Below are 18,900 nucleotides of genomic sequence, written 5' to 3'. Positions count from 1 at the left end.
TAGGCTGGCCCACATGGACGCCTTGAATAGTTTCATTGACTGGGGCAACGGCCTGCTGTGGGGATCGGTGCTGATCTACCTGCTGGTAGGTGCCGGACTCTTCTTTACGGTCGCTACCCGTGGTGTGCAACTGCGGCTGTTCGGCTCGGCGTGGCGCTCGGTGCTGGGCAGCCGAGGCACGGCGGGCAGTGATGGCATCAGCTCTTTTCAGGCGTTCGCGACTGGCCTGGCCAGTCGGGTCGGCACCGGCAACATCGCCGGGGTCGCCATCGCCATTTCGCTGGGTGGTCCCGGCGCGGTGTTCTGGATGTGGATGACGGCGCTGGTGGGCATGAGCACCGCCCTGATCGAAAGCACGCTGGCCCAGGCCTACAAGGTGCCTGACCCGGACCACGGCTACCGCGGCGGACCGGCCTACTACATCCGTCAGGGGCTGGGCCAGGGGTGGATGGGCAGTCTCTTTGCGGTCTTCCTGATTCTGGCCTTTGGCCTGGTGTTCAATGCCGTGCAGAGCAATTCCATCGTGGCGGCCATGAGTGGTTACGGTGTCGGGGCACTGCCGCTGGGGCTGATCCTGGCGGTGCTGGTCGCGCCGATTATCTTCGGGGGCCTCAAGCGGGTGTCACGGGTGGCCGAAGTGGTCGTGCCGATCATGGCCGTGTTGTATCTGCTGGTCGCGCTGTATGTGATCGTTACCAACGCTGCGGAGTTGCCCGCCATGTTCTCCAATATCTTCCGCAGTGCCTTTGGGTTGCAGGCTGCCGCAGGTGGGGTGGCGGGTGGTATCGCTGCCGCGCTGCTGAACGGGGTCAAGCGGGGTCTCTTTAGCAACGAGGCTGGCATGGGGTCTGCCCCCAACGCTGCCGCCGCCGCCGAGGTGGATCATCCCGTGCAGCAGGGGCTGGTGCAGATGCTGGGCGTCTTTGTAGACACCATTTTGGTCTGTACGGCGACGGCGGCCATTATCTTGCTGTCGGGCGTGCATCTGGGCGGCACTGAAACCGGCGTGCAGCTTACCCAGGCAGCTCTGACCGAGCATGTGGGCGGCTGGGGTAACGATTTCTTGGCGCTGGCTATTTTCCTGTTCGCCTTTACCAGCATCATCGGCAACTATGCCTACGCCGAGAGCAACGTGCAGTATCTGAACCGTAATCCCGCCGTGCTCAACATCTTCCGGGTGCTGGTGCTGGGCATGGTGGTGTTCGGGGCCGTACGCGACGTGCCCACCGTCTGGAACATGGCCGACCTGAGTATGGGCCTGATGGCGGTCACGAACCTGATCGCGCTGCTGCTGCTTAGCCCGGTGGCACTGCGGTTGCTGCGGGACTATGACCGTCAGCGCCGAGCGGGTCAGGAAGCTCCTGTCTTTGAGCGCTGCGCCGACCCTGAACTGGACCGCCGCCTGCCGAGCGAGGTGTGGAAGTAAGGGGCAAATCTGCCCATCAAAGCCGCTGGCGCATTCCTACCAGCGGCTTTTTTGAGCCTGCTTATCTGCGCGGTAGGGGTTAGGCCTCATCCCAGTCCCAGTCGCGCCAATCGCTCGGTTTGGCGTCCCCCCCAGGTTCTTTCTCTTGGGCCTCTACCTCCCGCGGCCCGTCAGGGTGGGGATACCAGTCGTACACTTCGGCCAGTACCAGATGCAAGCGGCGCATGAGCAGTTCGCGCAGCGCTTCCTCATCGCCGCCTTTCAGGCCTCCTACCTCGCGCCCCAACCGCGTGAGGGTGCGTTCCAGTTCCGGCAGGTGCGGGGCGCGGGCTTTGCGTACTGCGCCTTTACGCAGCGCCAGCGGCTGGACGCGGGGAGAGTAGCTCTCGGCGGCACTTTCCAGCAGTTGGCGGCGTTCCCGGTCGCGGCGCTCGCGGCCCTGCTGACGTTTGTCGCGGGCGTCCTCGGCTTTCATGCGGGCCAAAATGAACTCCTCTTCGCGCTCGGCGTCGTCTACGCGCTCTTCGCGGTACAGCCGCACCGGGGGCAAGCGCCGTCGCCCCATCTTCAGGCCGTTGGGCCGCTCGGCGTCGTTCTGGCCCAAAAAGCGTTCAATCAGCCGCGCCGTCCACCCGCGTTCCTTGAGGTCATGGGTCGCCAGATAACCAGGCGGGTTCTTGACCTTTTCGCGGGTGCGCTGGGCCTTGGGGGCTGCTTTACGGGCCATACCATAAGGCTAGAGGCTGGCTGGAAATTATGCGAATAGGCAAAAGAGGACCAGCCGATGAGCCTGGGAAAGCAGACTCGCTGCCGCCGCCCTGGGCCGTGGCTCCCTCTGCTCACACCCCCCTGTCAGCCTGCTAGAATGGGGCCAGCGCGGCAGGTGTTTTCGCCTGCTTTTTTCGCTCTGAGTGGCTTGGGAACACTTCCGAAGATGCGGCATCAGCCCACGCCGTTGCCGCCTGGAGACAGTATTTGTCACTCCCACCACGCCCGCGCCGTCCGGCCTGACCAGCCTGTTGGTCACTCCCGGCGATTTTCGCCCAGGCCAGCCCACAACTTAGGGGCTGACCCACAGTTAAAACCCTCAACCCATGATAAGGATAAAAGGCTATGTCGAGAGTGTGCTATTTGACCGGTAAGAAGAATATGGTGGTGAACTCGGTGGTTCGCCGTGGTAAGGCTCGCGCCGCTGGCGGGGTAGGCCGCAAGACCACGGGTATTACCAAGCGCGTCCAGAAGCCCAACCTGCAGAAGAAGACCATCTTGGAAAGCGGCGAAACCCGCCAGGTCTGGCTGAGTGCCAAGGCCATCCGCATGCTGAACCGCGGTCCCGTCAACGGCATCCAACTCGTCTGAGTTGCTGCCACCTCTGTATCTGCAGTCTCCCAGGTCGCCCCAGGCTCCGTGCCCGAGGCGACCTTGATTTTGTCGCATTATTGATATTTAATTATCAATATGAAGACACGCCGTTTCTCAATTGTTCTGCTCAGCGCTTTATTGGGGGCTTGTGCGGCCCCGGCAGAGCAGGACGCCGTGGCCCCAGCGCCGCAGACCACCGCTGCGGCCCCGGCGTCGGTAGACCCGCAAGGGGGCGGCCTGCATGTGAGCGCCACCACGTCAGTCATGGCCGATCTGGTGCGGCAAGCAGGCGGGGACCGGGTGCAGGTCACGTCGCTGCTGCCGCTGGGGGCCAGCCCGCACACCTTTGACCCCACACCGCAGACCATCCGCGAGCTGTCGGGCGCACAGGCGCTATTTTCCAACGGATCGGGTCTGGAAGGCTGGTTAGGCAGTCTGAGTGGTGCGGCCTCCGAAGTGCCCACCTACGCGCTGACTGAGGGGCTGGCGCTGCGCGTGGCCGAGGAGGAGGGCGATCAGCCGCACAGTGACCACAGCGACCACGATCACGGTGAATACGATCCCCACGCCTGGCTTGACCCGCAGTTGGCCGCCGGGTATGTGGACCGCGCCGCCGCCGTGCTGGCCGAGCTGGACCCCGCCGGAGAAGGCATCTACCGTGCCAACGCCGCCGCCTACCGGGAGCAGCTGGCCGAGCTGGAGGCTTACGGTCAGCAGCGCTTTGAGGCCTTGCCTGCCGAAGCCCGCCGTGTGGTTACCGATCATCACGCGCTGGGCTACTTTGCCGAGCGCTTTGGCCTGGAGGTGGTCGGTGCGGTGATTCCAGGTCTCAGCACCGAGCAGCAACCCAGCGCCCAGGAACTGGCCGCACTGGCCGGGCAGATGCGTGAGCAGGGCGTCCGCGTGATCCTGAGCGAGAACCCGCCGGGCGACCGCCTCAGTGCGGCGCTGGCCGAGGAAGCCGGGGCCGTGGTCGCGCCGCCGATCTATGTGGGCGCCCTGGGCGCACCCGGCAGCGGCAGTGACACCTATCTGGGGGCCATGCGCTACAACATCGACACCATCGCAGATGCGCTGACCACTGCGCGAAAGCCACAGCCATGACCCATTCCATCTGCCGGCCTGAATGCTTTCAGCCGGGGGTGCTGACGGTGCAGGACCTCAGCGTGCAGTACGGGCCGCAGACTGCGTTGGACCGGGTGAGCGTGTCGTTCCAGGTGGGCGAATTCAGCGCCGTGATCGGTCCTAACGGCGCAGGCAAATCCACCCTGCTCAAGAGTCTGCTGGGCCTGGTGCCACGCAGCAGTGGGCAGATTACTTACGGTACGGATACCGATCTGCGTCCCCACATTGCCTATGTGCCGCAGCAGCAGACGCTGGACTGGGCCTTTCCGGTGACGGTCTGGGATGTCGCGATGATGGGCCGCACTGGACGCCTGGGCTGGGGACGCTGGCCGGGACTACAGGACCGTCGCCGCGTGCAGGACGCCTTGCAGGAAACCGGGGTCTGGGACCTGCGCCACCGCCACATCGCGGACCTGAGCGGGGGGCAACGCCAGCGGGTGCTGCTGGCCCGCATGCTGGTACGCGGTGCCGCCATCCTCCTGCTGGACGAGCCACTGACGGGGGTAGACACCCGCAGCAGCGAGCAGATTCTGGCTCTGCTGCGGGCCGAGGCCGACGCAGGCCGCGCCGTGATCATGGTCACGCACGATCTGGAGCAGGCCGCGCAGTGGTGTGACCATCTGGTGCTGGTCAACCGCCGCGTGGTGGCAGACGGCCCACCCGCCCAGGTGTACACGCCCGCCAACATTGAAGCCACCTTCAGCGTGAGCCATCTCGGTCACGGGCACGCGGAGGCCTGAGCTGTGGAGCTGCTGACTGATCCCTTACAGTACGGCTTCTTCGTGCGGGCGCTGGTGGCGCTGGCACTGGTCAGCCTGCTGTGTGCGGCGGTGGGCACCTGGGCGGTGCTGCGTGGCCTGAGCTATGTGGGGGACGCCATGAGCCACGCGGTCCTGCCAGGCATCGTGATCGCCTTTCTGGCCGGGGGCAACTTGCTGCTGGGCGCGGGCATCGCAGCGGTCCTGGCCGCTCTGGGCATGAACGCCGTGCGTGATCGCTCGGGTCTAAAGCAGGACAGTGCCACCTACATCGTCTTCGTGGGGATGTTCGCGCTGGGCATCGTGCTGCTCTCGCGCACACCTACCTTTACCACCGACCTGAGCCATTTCCTGATCGGCAATCCGTTGGGGGTGACCGCGCAGGGCCTCTGGATCACGGCAGCCAGTGTGGTGGGGGTGGGTGGTGTGCTGCTGGCGCTGCAAAAGGAGCTGCTGCTGACTTCCTTCGACCCCACCGAAGCGCAGGCCATCGGCTTGCCGGTGCGCCGACTGGAGCAATTGTTACTGGCCCTGATCGGACTGGTGGTGGTGCTGGTGATCGGGTTGGTGGGCACCACCCTCAGCGTCAGTCTGCTGATCACCGGGGCCGCTGCTGCCCGGCTGTACGCCCGCAGCCTGGGCCAGATGATGGGGCTGGCCGCGCTGTTTGGTCTGGTGGGTGGCACGCTGGGTCTGTACGCCAGCTATTACCTCAACACGGCTGCCGGGGCTACCGTGGTGCTGGTCAACACGGCGCTGTTCTTGCTGCTGTTGCTGGGTCGTTCGCAGCGCCGTTCTGCCGGGCCGCGCTAGACTGGGCGTCACTCTTTAGATGCTTTCCTCACTTCTGGAGGTTTCCCCATGCAGATCCGTTTTCTCGGCCACAGCACCTTTCTCCTGCAGTCCGGTGATCACCGTGTCTTGATTGATCCCTTTTTGGAAGGCCCGACTTGCCCAGTCACACTGGAAGAAGCCATGGACTGGGACATCAGCGCTGTGCTGATCAGCCACGCACACGGCGACCACTGGGGGAGCGCCCTGGACTTTGGCCGGGTAGGTGTGCCGATCATTGCGGCTTTTGAAATTGGTGCCTACGCTCAGGCACACGGCGCAGAGGAAACCATTCCAGCGGGCATTGGCGGCACGGTGCGCGGCGAGTGGGGCCAAGTGACCCTGACCCCCGCTTTTCACTCCAGTTCCTTTCCTGACGGCAGCTACGGTGGAATGCCCTGCGGCTTGGTCGTGGAAATGGGCGGCGTGACCCTGTATCACGCGGGGGACACTGCCGCTTTTTCGGACATGGCCCTGATTGGCGAACGCGGCCTGGACGCAGCGCTGCTGCCCGTAGGCGATCACTTCACGATGGGGCCTCAGGACGCTGCCCGCTGTCTGGAGTGGCTGAAGCCCCGCGTGGCTGTCCCAATGCACTACGGCACCTTCCCGCCGCTGGTGGGCGATCCGCAGGAGTTCGCACGGCTGGGCCGGGCGCGTGGAGTCGATGTGCAGGTGATGCAGCCCGGCGACACGCTGGACCTGACGGCAAAGGGCTGAGTCGTGCGCCACGCTTTGCTGCTGGCCCTGTTACTGCTGCCAACCGTGACTTTGGCGGCGGCTCCGGCCCAGCCCTCTCCAGGGCTGCCGGGTGCGGCTGGTCCTGGGCCGCGCCTGACCCCACTGCGCCTGAACCCACAGCCGGGCACGCTGCTGGAATACCGCGTGCACTCCACTTCCGAGGTGATGGCGCTGCGCCCAGATGTCTGGTCGTTGGACCCGGAACTGGTGGACGGCGTGTTGGCCGGGGCACTCCATGAAGAGGGGTTGCTGTCCGGGCCAATGTGGGAGGGGTTGCGTGAGGTGTTCTCACCGCCGCTGCCCGATGCCAAGTTCTTTGTACGGGTGCTGGCCCCCCAGCAGCCTGACACGGTACGTCTGGCCCTGACCTATCTGCGCCCCGATATAGCGGGTGTACCGGGCAGCCGTTTGGAAATCCGCACCGAACATACCCTGCGCCCGGACGGAACGGTCTTAGACGGCAAACTGCGCTGGCCCAGCACCGGGGCTGAGTTTTTGGAGGAACTGGATGCGGAGATGCTCTGGCAGGTGGCCCTGGGAAATGCTGGATTTGACCCGGCGGGCGTCTTCGGTGGGCAGGCCAGTCAAGTGGTGCAGGCCAGCGGCGAGGTGCAATTGGCGCTGGACAGGGTGTTGACCGAGGGGCTGGGTGAAGGCCTGCTGGATGGTGTGGGTCCCGTGGTCAGTACCGTCACGACCCGTCCGCAGCAGCCGACGGCAGATGGATCAGTGCAGCGGACCTTTTTGCAGCAGATCAGCGCCCAGCCCTGGGAGGCTACGGTGCTGTGGACCGGCGAACATGGTGATCCGGTGTCGGCCCCCTATGCCCTGCGCCGCCGTGATACCGAAGTGCTGAGTCGGTACCGGACTGATGGCCTTCCCGAAGCCTCACAGCTGACCGGGCTGATGCGCAGTACCCTGGGCCTGCCCAGCAGCGGTGAAGTGCCCTATCAGCTGGTGATGCACATGACCACCCGCTACACCGTCCAGACCGACTTGATGAAGGTGCAGTGATGACGGGTGGCCCTGCAGCGCTGGAAGTAAACTGTCCTCACTGCGCCCAGACGGTGCCAGTCCAGTACGGCGACAGTGCAGTGTATGACCTGAGTTGCCTGCACTGCGAGCAGTCCTTTTGCCTGTTTGTCCGCAAGCAGAAGTTCGAAGTGCTGTTTGATCTGGGTACGGCGGCGCTGCTGGGCGGCTATGCCCGCGAGGCGGTATCCAGCTTTGCGGCGGCGCTGGAACGCTGCTTTGAATTTTATGTGCGGGCAGCGGTGCTGGAGCAGGCTGCTGGCCAGGGCGAAAGCCTGGAAGACGCGCAGGCCCGCTTGGCCGCCACCTGGAAACTGGTGGACCGTCAGAGCGAGCGTCAGGTCGGCATGCTGGCGCTCGCGTACCTCACCCGTGAGGGCCGTCCACCCGACTTTTTGCGCCCGCAGACCCTGGGGGCCGAGTTCCGCAACGCTGTGATTCATAGGGGCTACCTGCCACGCCGCGAAGAAGTTGAGGACTACGCCGCGCAGGTGTTCGAGGTGATCGACCACCTGCTGCGCGAACTGGGCGAGGCCACCTTGCAGGTGCAGGCGCTTGACGAGCTGGCTTTTGCGGCCCACTTTGTAGCGTTGCCCCCCGGCACACCTGCTGTGACGCTAGAGCCGCCAGGCCTCTTTCGGGCGCGGATGTTCGGGCGCTTTCACGCGGCGGCCTGGAACAAGGGCCAGTCCCAGGACCTGCCCGAACTGGGAGCCTTTGGGCCGCTGGCCTCAGCCCAGGCAGCGCAGCGGGCCCTGAGCGCCCCCGTCAACCAGGGCCGCACCCCCGCCGAAGTGTTCCGGGCCACCCTGAGTGACTTTGGAGTGGGTGCTGCGGACAGCGTGGACGGTCCGCCCAGGCGCTGAGCCAATCTCAGGGCAGCAGCTTGCGGCTTTCCACGTCGGCGTGGTACTGCAAGTAGCGTAGCCAGCCACGGACACTCAGCGGTCCCAGGCCATTGTGCGGCACTTTTTCGTTCAGGCGGGGAGGATTCTCGTGCAGGGTGTGCGCCAGGGCCGCAGTGCGGCGGCGCTGCTCCGCCAGGATCTCGGCCAGCTCGCTCAGGGACTTGTCCTTGGGCGGCTTGTAGTCGTGGTGCTCATCCATTACCCAGGGGCGGTGCAGCACGGCGCTTTGCACGCGGGCGCGGCCCCAGCGCTCAATCCCGATGATGTGGCGCAGGCGTTCGCGGTTGCGCTCGTTGTCACTGGCCCGCTCTATGCGCTCGACCAGGGCTTCGCCACCACTTTGCAGGCCCTCTTCCAGCTTCAAGAAGCTTTGACCAGCGGCAGGCTGCTCGATCAGCCGCTCGACCGCCAGCTCCTTGATTTCGTCGCTGCGCTGCCGGGCCAACCACACGGCCCCTGCGACAGCGGCTCCGGTCAGCAGGAGTGTCCACCACGGAAAGCCCCTCTGTGGTTCCAGGTCATCTTCATCCAGCCAGTCCCACATGCTGTCTTGCGGGTCATTCAGCTGGCTGCTCAGCCTCTTTGTCCAGGTCATGCCCACAGTGTAGGGGGCAGCGCCTTGATAAACCGTCACAAAGTTTCGGCATCTGCCAGCCGGGAGCCTCTGGCCCTCCCCCAGCTGGGTGTAGTTCTGTGACAGCCAACCGGGAATACTAACAGGTATGAGGAGAACACAGGCTCAGTTAGGGGCGGCCATGATCGTCATTGTCCTGTTTACCATGCTGCTCCTGGCTGCCATCCTTTTCTCGTCCATGCAGCTTTCCATGTCTGCCTCACGGACCACGGAGGATCAGCGGGCGACACTGGTGGCGCAGTACGCAGCGGAGAGTAACCTGAATGTGGCGCGCAGTCAGTTGCGGAACGTCGGCCGAATGCTGTCCGGGCAAGACCTGTCTGCGGAAGAGTTGGGCAGTGGGAGTCAGCCGCTCACACCGCTCAGTGTGCCGGCCGATACCTCGGTCAGTAGTATTGAGGCGATGGCGGTGCAGTTCTGCGGCACTAACACGCCTCTGGTCAACTGGACTGTGCTGCCGGGGTTTCAGCCCAATCCGAACGCGGCACCTGTCAATGGGCAGGTCTACACCGACAACAATGCCCGCGTTTGCACTGTTCAGCTGACTGGGCAAGTCAACCAGTTCGAGTTGCTGGGCCGGTTTATCAGGCCTGAAATTTATACCGCGCTGCTGGCACCTAGAGAACGGCCGACCAACCTAAGCAGTGTAGATAGCCGCGCCGCCTTCTGGAGAGACGTTTTTTCTAATTCCAATAACACACTTGCCAGAACCGACAGCCGTCTACAACTGAATGCTTTGCAGGTGATCAAATACACGCCAGCCTCAGGTGGACGTGCCTACCGCTTTGTTTTGGGAGCAGGCAATGTGATCGCCAGAGGCAATCAGGCTGGCGCTACCCGCGTGCTAAGCGGCAGCAACGTGCAGAGCCAGCAAACTTGGTACTTCGAGTTGACGCTTCCCAGTTTGCTGAAAAACGTTCTTCAGACAAACTTCCACCGCTCCCGAGGCTCAGATACGCCCAACGTGAACTTCCTCGATCAGGTATTTAACGGGCCAGTGCATACCAACGAACACCTGGTCTTTGCCAACGGAGCAACGGCCACCTTCAACGGTGGGTTCAGCAGTGCTGGTTGCACCAACTTGGACAGCGAAGGCACGGCCGGTTGGACCTGTACCAAGCGCCCCGGCTACTACTCAGCTGGGCAGCTCAGAGCATTGCCTCAAGGCTCTTACACACCGCGGCAGTACAACAACTCCCTGAACGCTGACCTGGATAACCGTACCGATGTCAACATCATTAACCCTGAACCCGATCCTCCTGAGGATTATGCGGTCAATGACGGCAACTTCGCAGCGGACTATATCGCGCTTCCTGAAAATGCCGAAGATCAGCGGGCAGCGGCCAACGGTGAAGGGACGCCACCCGGCGAGGCGGGATTGATCGTACCCTCTAACGCGACTGGTATTCAGCTGCTGGCCGGAGATGCCAATGGGAATCCACTGACCACCTTTAACAGCTCAACGACCAGCTGGACTGAACCTACCAACACTTACCAGTACATCCGATTTTATTCCACTGAGGAACAGTGCAGTTATGACACCTCGCGTTGGGAACAAGTGAATTGGCAAACATATAACAATACACCTGAGGAGTTTAGAGGAAGGGACAGCTATGGTAGGTACTACCGTCGTCCCATCATGTCTTGTGATCCAGCCATGAGAGGGAGCCCTGTGCGGGAATACCGGGTTGACAGTGAGGGGAACCTTTCCGTCAAAAGCGGTAGTTCTTGGAATTCAACGGGCCAAAAATTTAATGGCGTGATTTATGGTGACCAAATTAGTAATGTCATCGGTCCACCCCGTAATAACGTGAGTAATCCTCTGGGGCGAGAAGTGCTGAATAATGCGCCTCCCGCACTGGCTTCCTTTTCTAAAGTAACCATCGCCGGGGTGAATGGTGTCAGAATCGGTAGCGACCTCACCATGTCGAATGCTCCTTGCCGATTGGAAGACACTGCCTGTAATAAGAATCCTCTTCCGAAAAATATGCTGGGTATCTATTCGCAGGCAGGCGATCTCACCATCAGTGGCAATGCCCCGGCTGACCTAAAAATTCACGCCGCCTTGATGAGCAGTGAAGGAGAAGTCAGGGTCAATAACTACGACAAAATTCCGCAGCGTGGCAGTGTTCACATGCGCGGCGCCCTCATTGAGAACTGGTACGGTCCTTTCGGAACATTCAATCCTCAGACCCGTGAAAATCAGTCCGGCTATGGCCGTAACTTCTCGTACGATAACCGCTACCGTGAGGGCCTGGCCCCGCCTTACTGGCCGGTGTCGCCCACCTGGACGACCCTGGACGCCTCAAGCCGCACGCGACTGGAAGACGTGCAGACGCGGCAAGCCACTACAGGAGAGTTCAGGTGAGATCACCCCTCAGGCCCACGCAGGGGTTCACCCTGATTGAAGTGCTGCTGGTCATTGCTGTGGTCGGTATCCTGCTGAGCATCGGCTGGGCCACCTACACGCGTGCCATTCACTCCAATCAGTTGACCGAGCAGGCCAACCGACTGGCCCGTGACCTGTCCGGCGCGCGGTCGGCGGCGCAGCGTCAGAGTCAGAACATGCGCCTGATCCTGACGGCCAACGGATACAGCGTTGGCCCAGTCGGCGGCACTGCTGCGCCAAGTGTGATGGAAAATGGCGTGACCCTGAGCTGCACCTTGAACTGCAACGGGGAACTGGTCTATCAAGCTCCTTTCGCCACACTCAACGGTGCTACGGGCCGCGTATACCAACTCAGAAGCCCCAATGCTTCACTGCCGCCGGTGGAGGTCAGGGTGGTCGGCGTGACTGGCAAGGTCAGTGTAGTCAGAGGAGGCAGCTGATGAATTCCGCAGGCATGAAAGCTATGGGTGAGCGCATACAGACACGACATCGTCAGCGGGGCTTTACCCTGGTCGAATTATTGGTGGCACTGGCTATCTTCGCTGTCCTGGCCGCTGTTCTTTCCTCGACGATTGTGGGCCTCCTGGGCGATACGGGCAACAGCCAGCGGCGGCTGAGCACCACCACCGACGCCCAGCGCATTCTGGAGACGGTCAAAGCGTCTTGGAACCAGCAGGGATACTACGACCTGGCCTGTGTCAGCAGCCTGCCGGCAAGCGGTTATCAGATTGCCATTCAGTCGCTCGATAGCCGGGCACAACCGCTCACCCTTGCAGGAGCCAGGACAACCGTGAGCACCAGCTGTCCAGCCCTCACTGCTTTGGGGACCATTCCGCCAGCGCCTCCGATGCGGCGCGTCACCGTGACCACCACCCAAAATGGCCAAAGCACCCGGCTGGTGCTTGACCTACTGAGGCCCCAATGAACACCAAACGTTTGCAGGGACTGACCCTGGTCGAACTGCTGATCAGCATGGCGATTATGGGGATCGTACTGATTGCGATCACGACCTTTTTCGGCTCGACTTCAGATGGAGCTGTTCAGGTGAATACCCGTGCCGAGTTGCAGCAAGACGTATTGAACGTAGAACAATTGCTGGCCAGCCGTATCCGGGAAGCCTGGTACGTTTACACGCCTGACCGGGGCGCTTTTCCTCTGGGGACAGGCACACTGCGGACCAACCCGCTCACCGGAAACGGTAACTGGGCACTGGACACGGTGAGTGGCTCGGCCGTCAACGGTGGGCATCTGCTGGCCCTAATTTTGCCGCCTGAGAACCGGAGTGCCGGCTGTACAGGAAGCGTTACAGAGGGATGCTACCGCTTCTTTGCTTACTATCCCGTTCAGCGCTCGGTGTGGGTGGCTGGGAACGTCAGTAATTCTGCCAATAACCCTGGAGCTGGCCCTGACGATGCCAACACCTGGGTGCTGGCCGAGTTCCGGGCCAATTATCCAGCAGGACTGCCGTCCAATCTGCCACCGCAGCCACTGCCAGGAGCAGGACGTCCTATGCCGAGCAACGTTCCTGGCGCAGCCAACTACAACTATGTCCCTGCGGTGACCGTGCCAGGGCTGGCTCCTCCCAATACCGGAGCAGTCAACTTACTGGCCGACAATTTGGCTCCGATGACGGCGGATCAGCCGATGTTCACCTTCTTGCAGGAACCTACTGTCAACAATGTACATCCGGCCATTAACCTGCAGGAGGTCGTCATTCGCATGGCGGCCACCCAGCGTGTGCGGGGGCGGGCGGTGCGTCTGCCGGGAGCCGATCAATTCTACGAGCTGCGGGCCTTTCCAGAAAACCTGGGCCGTCGTTGAGGAGAGCCACTGGCAGCGACGTAACCTCCAGCCATTTCACCCTCAGGGCGGCTAAACTGTCCCCATGTCCACCCTGGTTTCCGACCAGGTGCAACACCTGCTGAGTCAGGAGCGCACCTTATTGGCCGACGTTCAGGCCCTGCTGACCCAGCACGGCGCACCACTGGAGGCCCAGGCTTATGCGCGTCAGGCCCTCTCGGCGCTGGATGAAACCTTCTTGCTGGTGGTGGTCGGAGAGTTCAACGCGGGCAAAAGCAGTTTCGTGAATGCCCTGCTGGGCGCAGACGTCCTGCCTGAAGGCGTGACGCCCACCACCGACCGCATCTATGTGCTGGTGCACGGCGAGCGGGCCGGGGAGCTGCAGCCGACCCAGGACCCCTTTGTCAGCCGCCTGACCCATCCCTTGCCAGGACTAGAGGGCGTGGCGCTGGTGGATACGCCCGGCACCAATGCCATCATCCGCCAGCACCAGGCGCTGACCGAAGGGTTCTTGCCGCGCGCCGATCTGGTGCTGTTCTTGACCAGCGCGGACCGTCCCTTTACCGAGTCCGAGCGGCAATTTCTGACGCTGGCCGCCAAATGGGGCCGCAGCGTGATCATGGTGGTCAACAAGGCTGACCTGCTGGAGACGGCGGAGCAGCGGGAGCAAGTCCGTGAGCACGTCGAAAAAGGCGCACGCGGGGTACTGGGCCTCAATCCGCCCGTCTACCTGGTCAGTGCGCGGGGCGAGCAGCGTGGGGGCGACGCCGGATTCGCAGACCTGCGCGGGGCGCTGATTCGCCGCCTGTCGCAGACCGAGCGCACCCGCCTCAAGCTGCTGGGGCCGCTGAATACCGCTGACGAACTGCTGCAGGATGAGGCCCGCCGTACCGGGGCAGCCCGCGAGACGCTGAGCGCAGATCTGAATATCCTGCGTGACCTGGAAGAACAGCGCCTGCGCCACGGCGAAACCATGCTGGGCGAGCTGGACGGTCAGCTGAACCGTGTCTCGCGTCTGCTGAGCGAATTCGAGATGCGGGCTGACCGCTTTATCGACCAGAAACTGCGTTTTGGCAACGTGCGCGGTCTGATGAACAGCCGCGAGCTGGAAGAACAGTTCCGCACCGAAGCGGTCGCCGAGCTGCCGGAGGCCATTGACCGGCAGTTCGGCAGTATGATTGACCGCTTTGTGGAAGCGAATCTGCACTTCTGGGAGGATGTGCAGGCCTTTTTGATTCGGCGCCAGCCGTCGCAGGACGTGGCCCGCACCCGCTTTTCATATGACCGCGCTGCGCTGCTTGAAGGCATTGCCGGGAGTGCCCGCGAGCACCTCGAAGCCACCACTGAGCAGCGCCTGGCCCGCGAGCTGGCGCAGGACGCCGAGGACTCTATGAAAGGCATGATCGGCGGCCTGGCCGGTGGGATGGGCCTGGGCGTGGGCATCGGGGCACTGGTGGGTGCATCGGCGCTGGACTTTACCGGGGGTATTCTGGCAGGCCTCACGCTGGGCAGCCTGGGCCTCTTTGTGCTGCCCAACAAGCGGCTGCAGGCCCACCGTCAACTGCGCGCCCGTGTAGAAGAACTGCGTGAAGCTCTGGAGCGCATCGTGCGCCGCGAGTACGAGCGTGAGCAGGACCGCGCCGACGCCCGCCTACGTGACGCGATCAGTCCTTACACCCGCTTTACCGAGCAGGAGAGTGAACGCTTGAGCGCTGCCGAAACCTCCTTGCAGTCGTTGCAAGAGCGCCTGGCAGAAGTGCGGGGCGAGGTGGAGCAGCTTCAGGTAGGGGCGGCGGTTCAGCAGTAGCCACAGGTGGACCGCTGTAATTTGGACCTTGGCCTCTGGGCAGTCTGGTTTAGTCGCCGAGCGGGTCGGCGTGTTCCATCAGCGCATTGGCCTGTTCACGTAAGGTGCCTTCTTCGCGCAGATACCGTTCGGCAGTCATCTGTACCCCCACGGCGGCGACCACCTGACCACTGTAGCGATAGGGCATCGCCAGGGTGCACTGTCCCGGAATCCATTCTTCAATGGAATAAGCGTAGCCCTGACGGCGCACCCGTGCCACTTCGGTTTCCCATTCGTCCGGTGTGGAGATAGAAGATGACGTACAGACCGAGTAGGTCTGGGGCTCTATTCCCAAAAAGGCGTACAGCACCTTGCCGCTGGCGGTGGCCGTGGCAGGAAGGTAAATGTCCAGCGGCATGTCAATGTCGGCGGCGGGGTGGCGCTCACGGATGGCGCAGACCACTTCAGTGTCTTCCAGCAGGGATAGAAATGCCACCGATTGGGTTTCGAGGGCCAGTCGGGTGATCAGCTGGCGGGCGTCCAGAAACCAGGGAAGCGAGGTGTTCAGCTGGGCACCCATTTCGGCCAGGCGCCACGACAGGCGGTAGCGCCCGGCAGGGGTACGGCGCAGCAGACCAGCCTGCGACAGTCCCGACAGGTAAGCGTGTGCGGTGGCGCGGGGCATATCCAACTGGGCCGCCAGGGCGCGCACGCCCCATTCAGGCTGCTCAGCGCTGAAGGCCCCCAGGATGCGGGCAGCTTTTTGAAGAGAGAGCACGTGTCCAATTTACAGGGACGACACAGGCTGTGTATAGTCTGCGCCGACTCCGGCGGCTGGCTCTGTCAGGGCCGTAGCTCATCCTCTTCGGTAAAAAAGTCCACCGCACCAGAGCCGATCTCATAGAACCCGCCTACCACGCGAATGCGTCCGCTCTGTTCGGCCTCACGGACCACTGGCTGTTCACGCAGGCGTTGTACCTGATGGCGCACGTTGCTGATCACGGCTTCGCGCATCCGGGCTTTTTTGTCACGGATGAGGGGCAGGTCCGCCACGCTGGGCTGAATGGAGCAGATCAGCCGCCGCAGATGTTCCGGCTCCTGATCAATTTCCGCCTGCGGGGACATGGCGGCCCCCACTGCGCCGCAGCCCTCGTGGCCCATGACCATCACCAGATGCACCTTGAGGTGACGGATGGCGTATTCGAGCGTCCCTAGCCCGGTTTCCCCGACCACGTTGCCTGCGACTCGCACCACGAACAGATCGCCCAGGCCCTGATCAAACACCAACTCTACGGGTACGCGGCTATCGCTGCACGCCAAAATGGCCGCGAAAGGAGTCTGCCCGATAATCTGGGCACGGCGCTCGTTGGCACTCATTTCAGGTCGCCGTGCCTGTCCCGAAAAAAAGCGGGCGTTGCCGTCTTCCAGGGCCCCCAGCGCCTCGTTAGGGCTGGACACTTTGTTGGGGCGCAGCTCGGCAATGTCTTCCATGGACGCGCCCCGGCGAACCGCCCTGAGCAGCTGACGTTCCAGCGCGGAGTTCAGCAGGGATTCGGGGATCTGGGGCAGCTGCGCCGCTTCTGGACCGGAGTCGGGTTTAGACATGACCCCATAGTAGAGGCTGCCCCGGAAAACCTGTGGAGATGGCCACGTGTTCAGAGGACTTATGCGGGCAGAGCGGGAGATGTAGACGTACTCAGGCCTTCTTTCCATGCTCTGGATAACCTCTCATGGTCTGCCCGCACCTGCGGGATTACCTTAAGACCATGACGCATGACTGGACCCCTGAAGACGGTGAACTGGCCCCAGAGCAGATGACATTGGAGCAGCTGCTGGAGCGCTACGCCACCCTGCGCGACACCGTGCAGAGCCTGGAAACCGAAAAAGAAGACCTGGCGGGCCGCATCAAGGCTGCCTTGGCCGCCGGAGAGCGGGCCGAAACGGACCTGTACCGCGCCGAGCTAAAAATCTCACGCCGGGTAGATTATCCGCTGGAGCGCTTCCGCGAGGTGTTTGGAGACGCTGCCGCCCTGGAAGCTGCGACAATTGACCGCCGCAAGGCCGAAGCCCTGGCCCGCGCCGGTGACCTCGACGGTGAGGCGCTCAGAAATTTGGCGGTGGGCAAAGAAATCCAGTCGCTGCGGCTGGTGCCCAAGACGTATTAGGCACTAGAGAGTGGATGGACGCAGCATTTCGCCAGATCCTGGTTCCTGGCCGCTTTTGCTCCATCACTGTCAGCCGCGTCAGCGGCGAACCCACCAACCCTGATCCCTCAGCCCACGCCCGGCACGGTAAAGCAAAAGGCGTTACGGTCGCCGCGCCGTTCGGCCCAGGCCTGACCGCCCCAGCCCTGCACGATGCTGCGGACGATATACAGGCCCATGCCACTGCCCTGACCGCTCACGTGGCGGCCCCGCGTGTGCGCCCGGAAGAGGCCCTCGGTGTCCGAGATGGGGTCGCCCTGATCCAGCACCGCCACCTCGGTCCAGGCGTTCTGTGCAGAGGTGGCGACTTCAACCAGTGCCCCTTCCGGACCATATTTGAACGCATTCTCGATCAGGTTCAGCAGGACTTGCAGGAGCTTGTCAGGATCGGCGCGCACCAGGTGATCTTCACCGAACACGAGTTGCACGCGGCGGCGCGGCGCAGCTCCCCGCTTGGTGGCCTGGCGCTTGGCTCCCTTGGTGGGGCGGCCCAGATCGTATTCGGTGTCCAGCAAACGCTCGGCGCGTTCAAAGGCCTCCGAGAGCGTCAGTGTGCGTGCGCGCGTAGGCCTGAACCCCACCGCCAGATCTTCGACCAGCCGGGCCAGGCGCTCAGTTTCCTGCAGTCCCTGGGCCACGAAGTTCTGCTGCAACTCGCGGGGCATGTCATATTCCAGCGCTTCCAGCACGCCCCGGATGGCTGTCACAGGGGTGCGGAATTCATGTGACAGTACGGCGGTGGCTTCCCGCAGTTCGGCTTCACGGCGGCGGTGTTCGCTCAGGTCTTCCAGGATCAGGGTGCCGCCCTGACCTTCCAGGCGGGCTTCACAGCGCAGCGCCCGTCCACCCGCTTCCAGTTCCAGTTCGCCGCCGCGCTCGGCCAGGGCTTCTAGGGTATGTCGGCGCACCACTTCCAGCAGGGGACGCCCCACTGCACGGCTTTCGGGAATGCCCCACAGTTCGCTGGCCGCCCGGTTCAGGCCAGTCACCACCAGCTGTTCGCCCAGTTCGGTCCGCTCCTGACGGTACAGCAGCACCGCCTGCGGCAGCGCGTCCAGCCAGGCGGGGGCCGAACTGCCCTGGCCTGAGCTGCGGTCTTCCAGGCGCGGAGGTGCGGTTTCCCCGCGTTCAAACTCTGCAGTCATGCTTCCTCCTGCGTCCAGGCCCGCATACGGTAGCCCTTGCCACGGACCGTTTCCAGGAAGGTCGGTGCGCCCGGTGCGTCGCCCAGGTGCGAGCGCAGCTGCGTGATGTGCTGGTCCACCGTGCGCTCACCGCCCAGAAAGTCTGCCCCCCAGACCCGGTCCAGCAATTCGGTGCGCGAGTAGACCCGGCCGGCGTTCTGCATCAGAAAGGCCAGCAGATCGAATTCACGGCGGGTCAGGTTCAGACGGGCATTCCCGAGCCGGGCATCTGCGGCGGTCATGTCGATATGAAGCGGTCCATTGCTCAGCTGTTGCAACGGCTCAGGCTGGCTACGGCGTAGCAACGCACGCACGCGGGCAACCAGCTCGGCGGCCCCGAAGGGTTTGGTCAGGTAGTCGTCGGCCCCGGTTTCCAGGCCCTCGACCCGCTCAGCTTCGGCGGCGCGGGCGGTGAGCATCAGCACGGGGAGGCGGCGCAGGTCGGAGTCCGAGCGCAGACGGCGCAGCAGGCCCAACCCACTTTCCCCTGGGAGCATCCAGTCCAGTACCAGCGCGTCAGCCGCAGCCAGGCCAGTTTCGGCTTCGGCCACCGTTCCGTAGGCACTGACCTTCAGCCCAGCCCGTTCCAGGTGAAACTGCAGCACGTCACGTACTGTAGCTTCATCTTCAATCACGACGACATGGTTCATCTCCTGACATTCTGCCCCATACCCTGGCTCTTTTCGTCAGCCGACTGTCAGGAGTTTTGCAGAGAAGCGG

Annotated in this window: 20 protein-coding genes; 14 read left to right on the top strand and 6 right to left on the bottom strand. The window is 63.1% G+C overall.

Going from position 1 to position 18,900, the window contains the following annotated elements:
• Positions 1–13 precede the first annotated feature (13 nt).
• Positions 14–1,426 carry an alanine/glycine:cation symporter family protein gene (locus LMT64_RS08750; RefSeq protein ID WP_126351021.1) on the top strand — a complete coding sequence of 471 codons (1,413 nt, stop codon included), beginning with the start codon at positions 14–16 and terminating at the stop codon, positions 1,424–1,426.
• Between the two features lie 79 nt (positions 1,427–1,505).
• Here the strand turns inward: LMT64_RS08750 and LMT64_RS08745 are convergent, their stop codons facing one another.
• Positions 1,506–2,153, bottom strand: a complete 648-nt coding sequence (locus LMT64_RS08745; protein ID WP_126351022.1) for a hypothetical protein — start codon at positions 2,151–2,153, stop codon at positions 1,506–1,508.
• 386 nt (positions 2,154–2,539) lie between these two features.
• Here LMT64_RS08745 and rpmB point away from each other — a divergent pair, with 386 nt between their 5' ends.
• The 7 genes from rpmB (at position 2,540) to LMT64_RS08710 (ending at position 8,141) form a co-directional block, all read left to right on the top strand.
• Positions 2,540–2,785, top strand: coding sequence for a 50S ribosomal protein L28 (gene rpmB / locus LMT64_RS08740; protein WP_126351023.1), 246 nt, complete (start codon positions 2,540–2,542; stop codon positions 2,783–2,785).
• A gap of 99 nt (positions 2,786–2,884) precedes the next feature.
• The gene (locus LMT64_RS08735; protein ID WP_126351024.1) at positions 2,885–3,892 is read left to right on the top strand and encodes a metal ABC transporter substrate-binding protein; all 1,008 of its coding nucleotides are present in this window, start codon (positions 2,885–2,887) and stop codon (positions 3,890–3,892) included.
• A complete protein-coding gene (locus tag LMT64_RS08730) occupies positions 3,889–4,653 on the top strand; it encodes a metal ABC transporter ATP-binding protein (protein ID WP_126351025.1) in 765 nt (254 codons plus the stop codon). Before LMT64_RS08735 ends, LMT64_RS08730 begins: the two co-directional genes overlap by 4 nt.
• Before the next feature lie 3 nt (positions 4,654–4,656).
• Complete coding sequence (locus tag LMT64_RS08725) at positions 4,657–5,484, top strand: metal ABC transporter permease (protein WP_229253166.1); 828 nt, start codon at positions 4,657–4,659, stop codon at positions 5,482–5,484.
• Positions 5,485–5,532: 48 nt separating this feature from the next.
• Complete coding sequence (locus LMT64_RS08720) at positions 5,533–6,222, top strand: metal-dependent hydrolase (protein ID WP_126351027.1); 690 nt, start codon at positions 5,533–5,535, stop codon at positions 6,220–6,222.
• Between the two features lie 3 nt (positions 6,223–6,225).
• Complete coding sequence (locus LMT64_RS08715; protein ID WP_126351028.1) at positions 6,226–7,257, top strand: hypothetical protein; 1,032 nt, start codon at positions 6,226–6,228, stop codon at positions 7,255–7,257.
• Positions 7,257–8,141: a hypothetical protein gene (locus LMT64_RS08710; protein ID WP_126351029.1), complete on the top strand. Its 885-nt coding sequence runs from the start codon at positions 7,257–7,259 to the stop codon at positions 8,139–8,141. Before LMT64_RS08715 ends, LMT64_RS08710 begins: the two co-directional genes overlap by 1 nt.
• 7 nt (positions 8,142–8,148) lie before the next feature.
• Here the strand turns inward: LMT64_RS08710 and LMT64_RS08705 are convergent, their stop codons facing one another.
• The gene (locus LMT64_RS08705) at positions 8,149–8,778 is read right to left on the bottom strand and encodes a DinB family protein (protein ID WP_229253165.1); all 630 of its coding nucleotides are present in this window, start codon (positions 8,776–8,778) and stop codon (positions 8,149–8,151) included.
• Positions 8,779–8,938: 160 nt separating this feature from the next.
• Here LMT64_RS08705 and LMT64_RS08700 point away from each other — a divergent pair, with 160 nt between their 5' ends.
• The 5 genes from LMT64_RS08700 (at position 8,939) to LMT64_RS08680 (ending at position 14,813) form a co-directional block, all read left to right on the top strand.
• Positions 8,939–11,185, top strand: coding sequence for a hypothetical protein (locus tag LMT64_RS08700; RefSeq protein WP_126351030.1), 2,247 nt, complete (start codon positions 8,939–8,941; stop codon positions 11,183–11,185).
• A complete protein-coding gene (locus LMT64_RS08695) occupies positions 11,182–11,646 on the top strand; it encodes a pilus assembly FimT family protein (protein ID WP_170165901.1) in 465 nt (154 codons plus the stop codon). Before LMT64_RS08700 ends, LMT64_RS08695 begins: the two co-directional genes overlap by 4 nt.
• The gene (locus LMT64_RS08690; protein WP_126351032.1) at positions 11,646–12,131 is read left to right on the top strand and encodes a PulJ/GspJ family protein; all 486 of its coding nucleotides are present in this window, start codon (positions 11,646–11,648) and stop codon (positions 12,129–12,131) included. Before LMT64_RS08695 ends, LMT64_RS08690 begins: the two co-directional genes overlap by 1 nt.
• On the top strand, positions 12,128–13,027 hold the full coding sequence (locus LMT64_RS08685; protein ID WP_126351033.1) for a PilW family protein: 900 nt from the start codon (positions 12,128–12,130) through the stop codon (positions 13,025–13,027). The genes LMT64_RS08690 and LMT64_RS08685 overlap by 4 nt, the downstream gene beginning before the upstream one ends.
• 64 nt (positions 13,028–13,091) lie before the next feature.
• Positions 13,092–14,813 carry a dynamin family protein gene (locus LMT64_RS08680; RefSeq protein ID WP_126351034.1) on the top strand — a complete coding sequence of 574 codons (1,722 nt, stop codon included), beginning with the start codon at positions 13,092–13,094 and terminating at the stop codon, positions 14,811–14,813.
• 49 nt (positions 14,814–14,862) lie between these two features.
• Here the strand turns inward: LMT64_RS08680 and LMT64_RS08675 are convergent, their stop codons facing one another.
• Positions 14,863–15,570: an IclR family transcriptional regulator gene (locus tag LMT64_RS08675; RefSeq protein ID WP_126351035.1), complete on the bottom strand. Its 708-nt coding sequence runs from the start codon at positions 15,568–15,570 to the stop codon at positions 14,863–14,865.
• Positions 15,571–15,635: 65 nt separating this feature from the next.
• Positions 15,636–16,397, bottom strand: a complete 762-nt coding sequence (locus tag LMT64_RS08670; RefSeq protein WP_126351036.1) for a carbonic anhydrase — start codon at positions 16,395–16,397, stop codon at positions 15,636–15,638.
• Between the two features lie 161 nt (positions 16,398–16,558).
• Between LMT64_RS08670 and LMT64_RS08665 the strand changes: the two genes are divergently transcribed.
• Positions 16,559–16,957, top strand: a complete 399-nt coding sequence (locus LMT64_RS08665) for a hypothetical protein (RefSeq protein WP_126351037.1) — start codon at positions 16,559–16,561, stop codon at positions 16,955–16,957.
• Positions 16,958–17,064: 107 nt separating this feature from the next.
• Here the strand turns inward: LMT64_RS08665 and LMT64_RS08660 are convergent, their stop codons facing one another.
• Together LMT64_RS08660 and LMT64_RS08655 are read right to left on the bottom strand one after the other, a co-directional pair.
• Positions 17,065–18,141, bottom strand: a complete 1,077-nt coding sequence (locus LMT64_RS08660) for a sensor histidine kinase (RefSeq protein WP_126351038.1) — start codon at positions 18,139–18,141, stop codon at positions 17,065–17,067.
• Entirely contained in the window at positions 18,138–18,830 is a 693-nt protein-coding gene (locus LMT64_RS08655; protein WP_126351039.1) for a winged helix-turn-helix domain-containing protein, read from the bottom strand. Before LMT64_RS08655 ends, LMT64_RS08660 begins: the two co-directional genes overlap by 4 nt.
• Between the last annotated feature and the right edge of the window lie 70 nt (positions 18,831–18,900).

It is taken from the genome of Deinococcus radiophilus (assembly GCF_020889625.1).
In the GTDB taxonomy this organism is placed as follows: Bacteria; Deinococcota; Deinococci; order Deinococcales; family Deinococcaceae; genus Deinococcus; species Deinococcus radiophilus.
The sequence above is the reverse complement of the archived record's forward strand: the minus strand, read 5'-3'. Positions and strand labels throughout refer to the sequence as shown.

What these genes read in the sequence shown, in the direction of transcription:
- LMT64_RS08750 (WP_126351021.1), top strand. Translation starts at nt 14, where the DNA reads ATGGACGCCTTGAATAGTTTCATTGACTGGGGCAACGGCCTGCTGTGG.
- LMT64_RS08745 (WP_126351022.1), bottom strand. Translation starts at nt 2,153, where the DNA reads ATGGCCCGTAAAGCAGCCCCCAAGGCCCAGCGCACCCGCGAAAAGGTC.
- rpmB (WP_126351023.1), top strand. Translation starts at nt 2,540, where the DNA reads ATGTCGAGAGTGTGCTATTTGACCGGTAAGAAGAATATGGTGGTGAAC.
- LMT64_RS08735 (WP_126351024.1), top strand. Translation starts at nt 2,885, where the DNA reads ATGAAGACACGCCGTTTCTCAATTGTTCTGCTCAGCGCTTTATTGGGG.
- LMT64_RS08730 (WP_126351025.1), top strand. Translation starts at nt 3,889, where the DNA reads ATGACCCATTCCATCTGCCGGCCTGAATGCTTTCAGCCGGGGGTGCTG.
- LMT64_RS08720 (WP_126351027.1), top strand. Translation starts at nt 5,533, where the DNA reads ATGCAGATCCGTTTTCTCGGCCACAGCACCTTTCTCCTGCAGTCCGGT.
- LMT64_RS08710 (WP_126351029.1), top strand. Translation starts at nt 7,257, where the DNA reads ATGACGGGTGGCCCTGCAGCGCTGGAAGTAAACTGTCCTCACTGCGCC.
- LMT64_RS08705 (WP_229253165.1), bottom strand. Translation starts at nt 8,778, where the DNA reads ATGACCTGGACAAAGAGGCTGAGCAGCCAGCTGAATGACCCGCAAGAC.
- LMT64_RS08700 (WP_126351030.1), top strand. Translation starts at nt 8,939, where the DNA reads ATGATCGTCATTGTCCTGTTTACCATGCTGCTCCTGGCTGCCATCCTT.
- LMT64_RS08690 (WP_126351032.1), top strand. Translation starts at nt 11,646, where the DNA reads ATGAATTCCGCAGGCATGAAAGCTATGGGTGAGCGCATACAGACACGA.
- LMT64_RS08685 (WP_126351033.1), top strand. Translation starts at nt 12,128, where the DNA reads ATGAACACCAAACGTTTGCAGGGACTGACCCTGGTCGAACTGCTGATC.
- LMT64_RS08680 (WP_126351034.1), top strand. Translation starts at nt 13,092, where the DNA reads ATGTCCACCCTGGTTTCCGACCAGGTGCAACACCTGCTGAGTCAGGAG.
- LMT64_RS08670 (WP_126351036.1), bottom strand. Translation starts at nt 16,397, where the DNA reads ATGTCTAAACCCGACTCCGGTCCAGAAGCGGCGCAGCTGCCCCAGATC.
- LMT64_RS08665 (WP_126351037.1), top strand. Translation starts at nt 16,559, where the DNA reads ATGACGCATGACTGGACCCCTGAAGACGGTGAACTGGCCCCAGAGCAG.
- LMT64_RS08660 (WP_126351038.1), bottom strand. Translation starts at nt 18,141, where the DNA reads ATGACTGCAGAGTTTGAACGCGGGGAAACCGCACCTCCGCGCCTGGAA.
- LMT64_RS08655 (WP_126351039.1), bottom strand. Translation starts at nt 18,830, where the DNA reads ATGAACCATGTCGTCGTGATTGAAGATGAAGCTACAGTACGTGACGTG.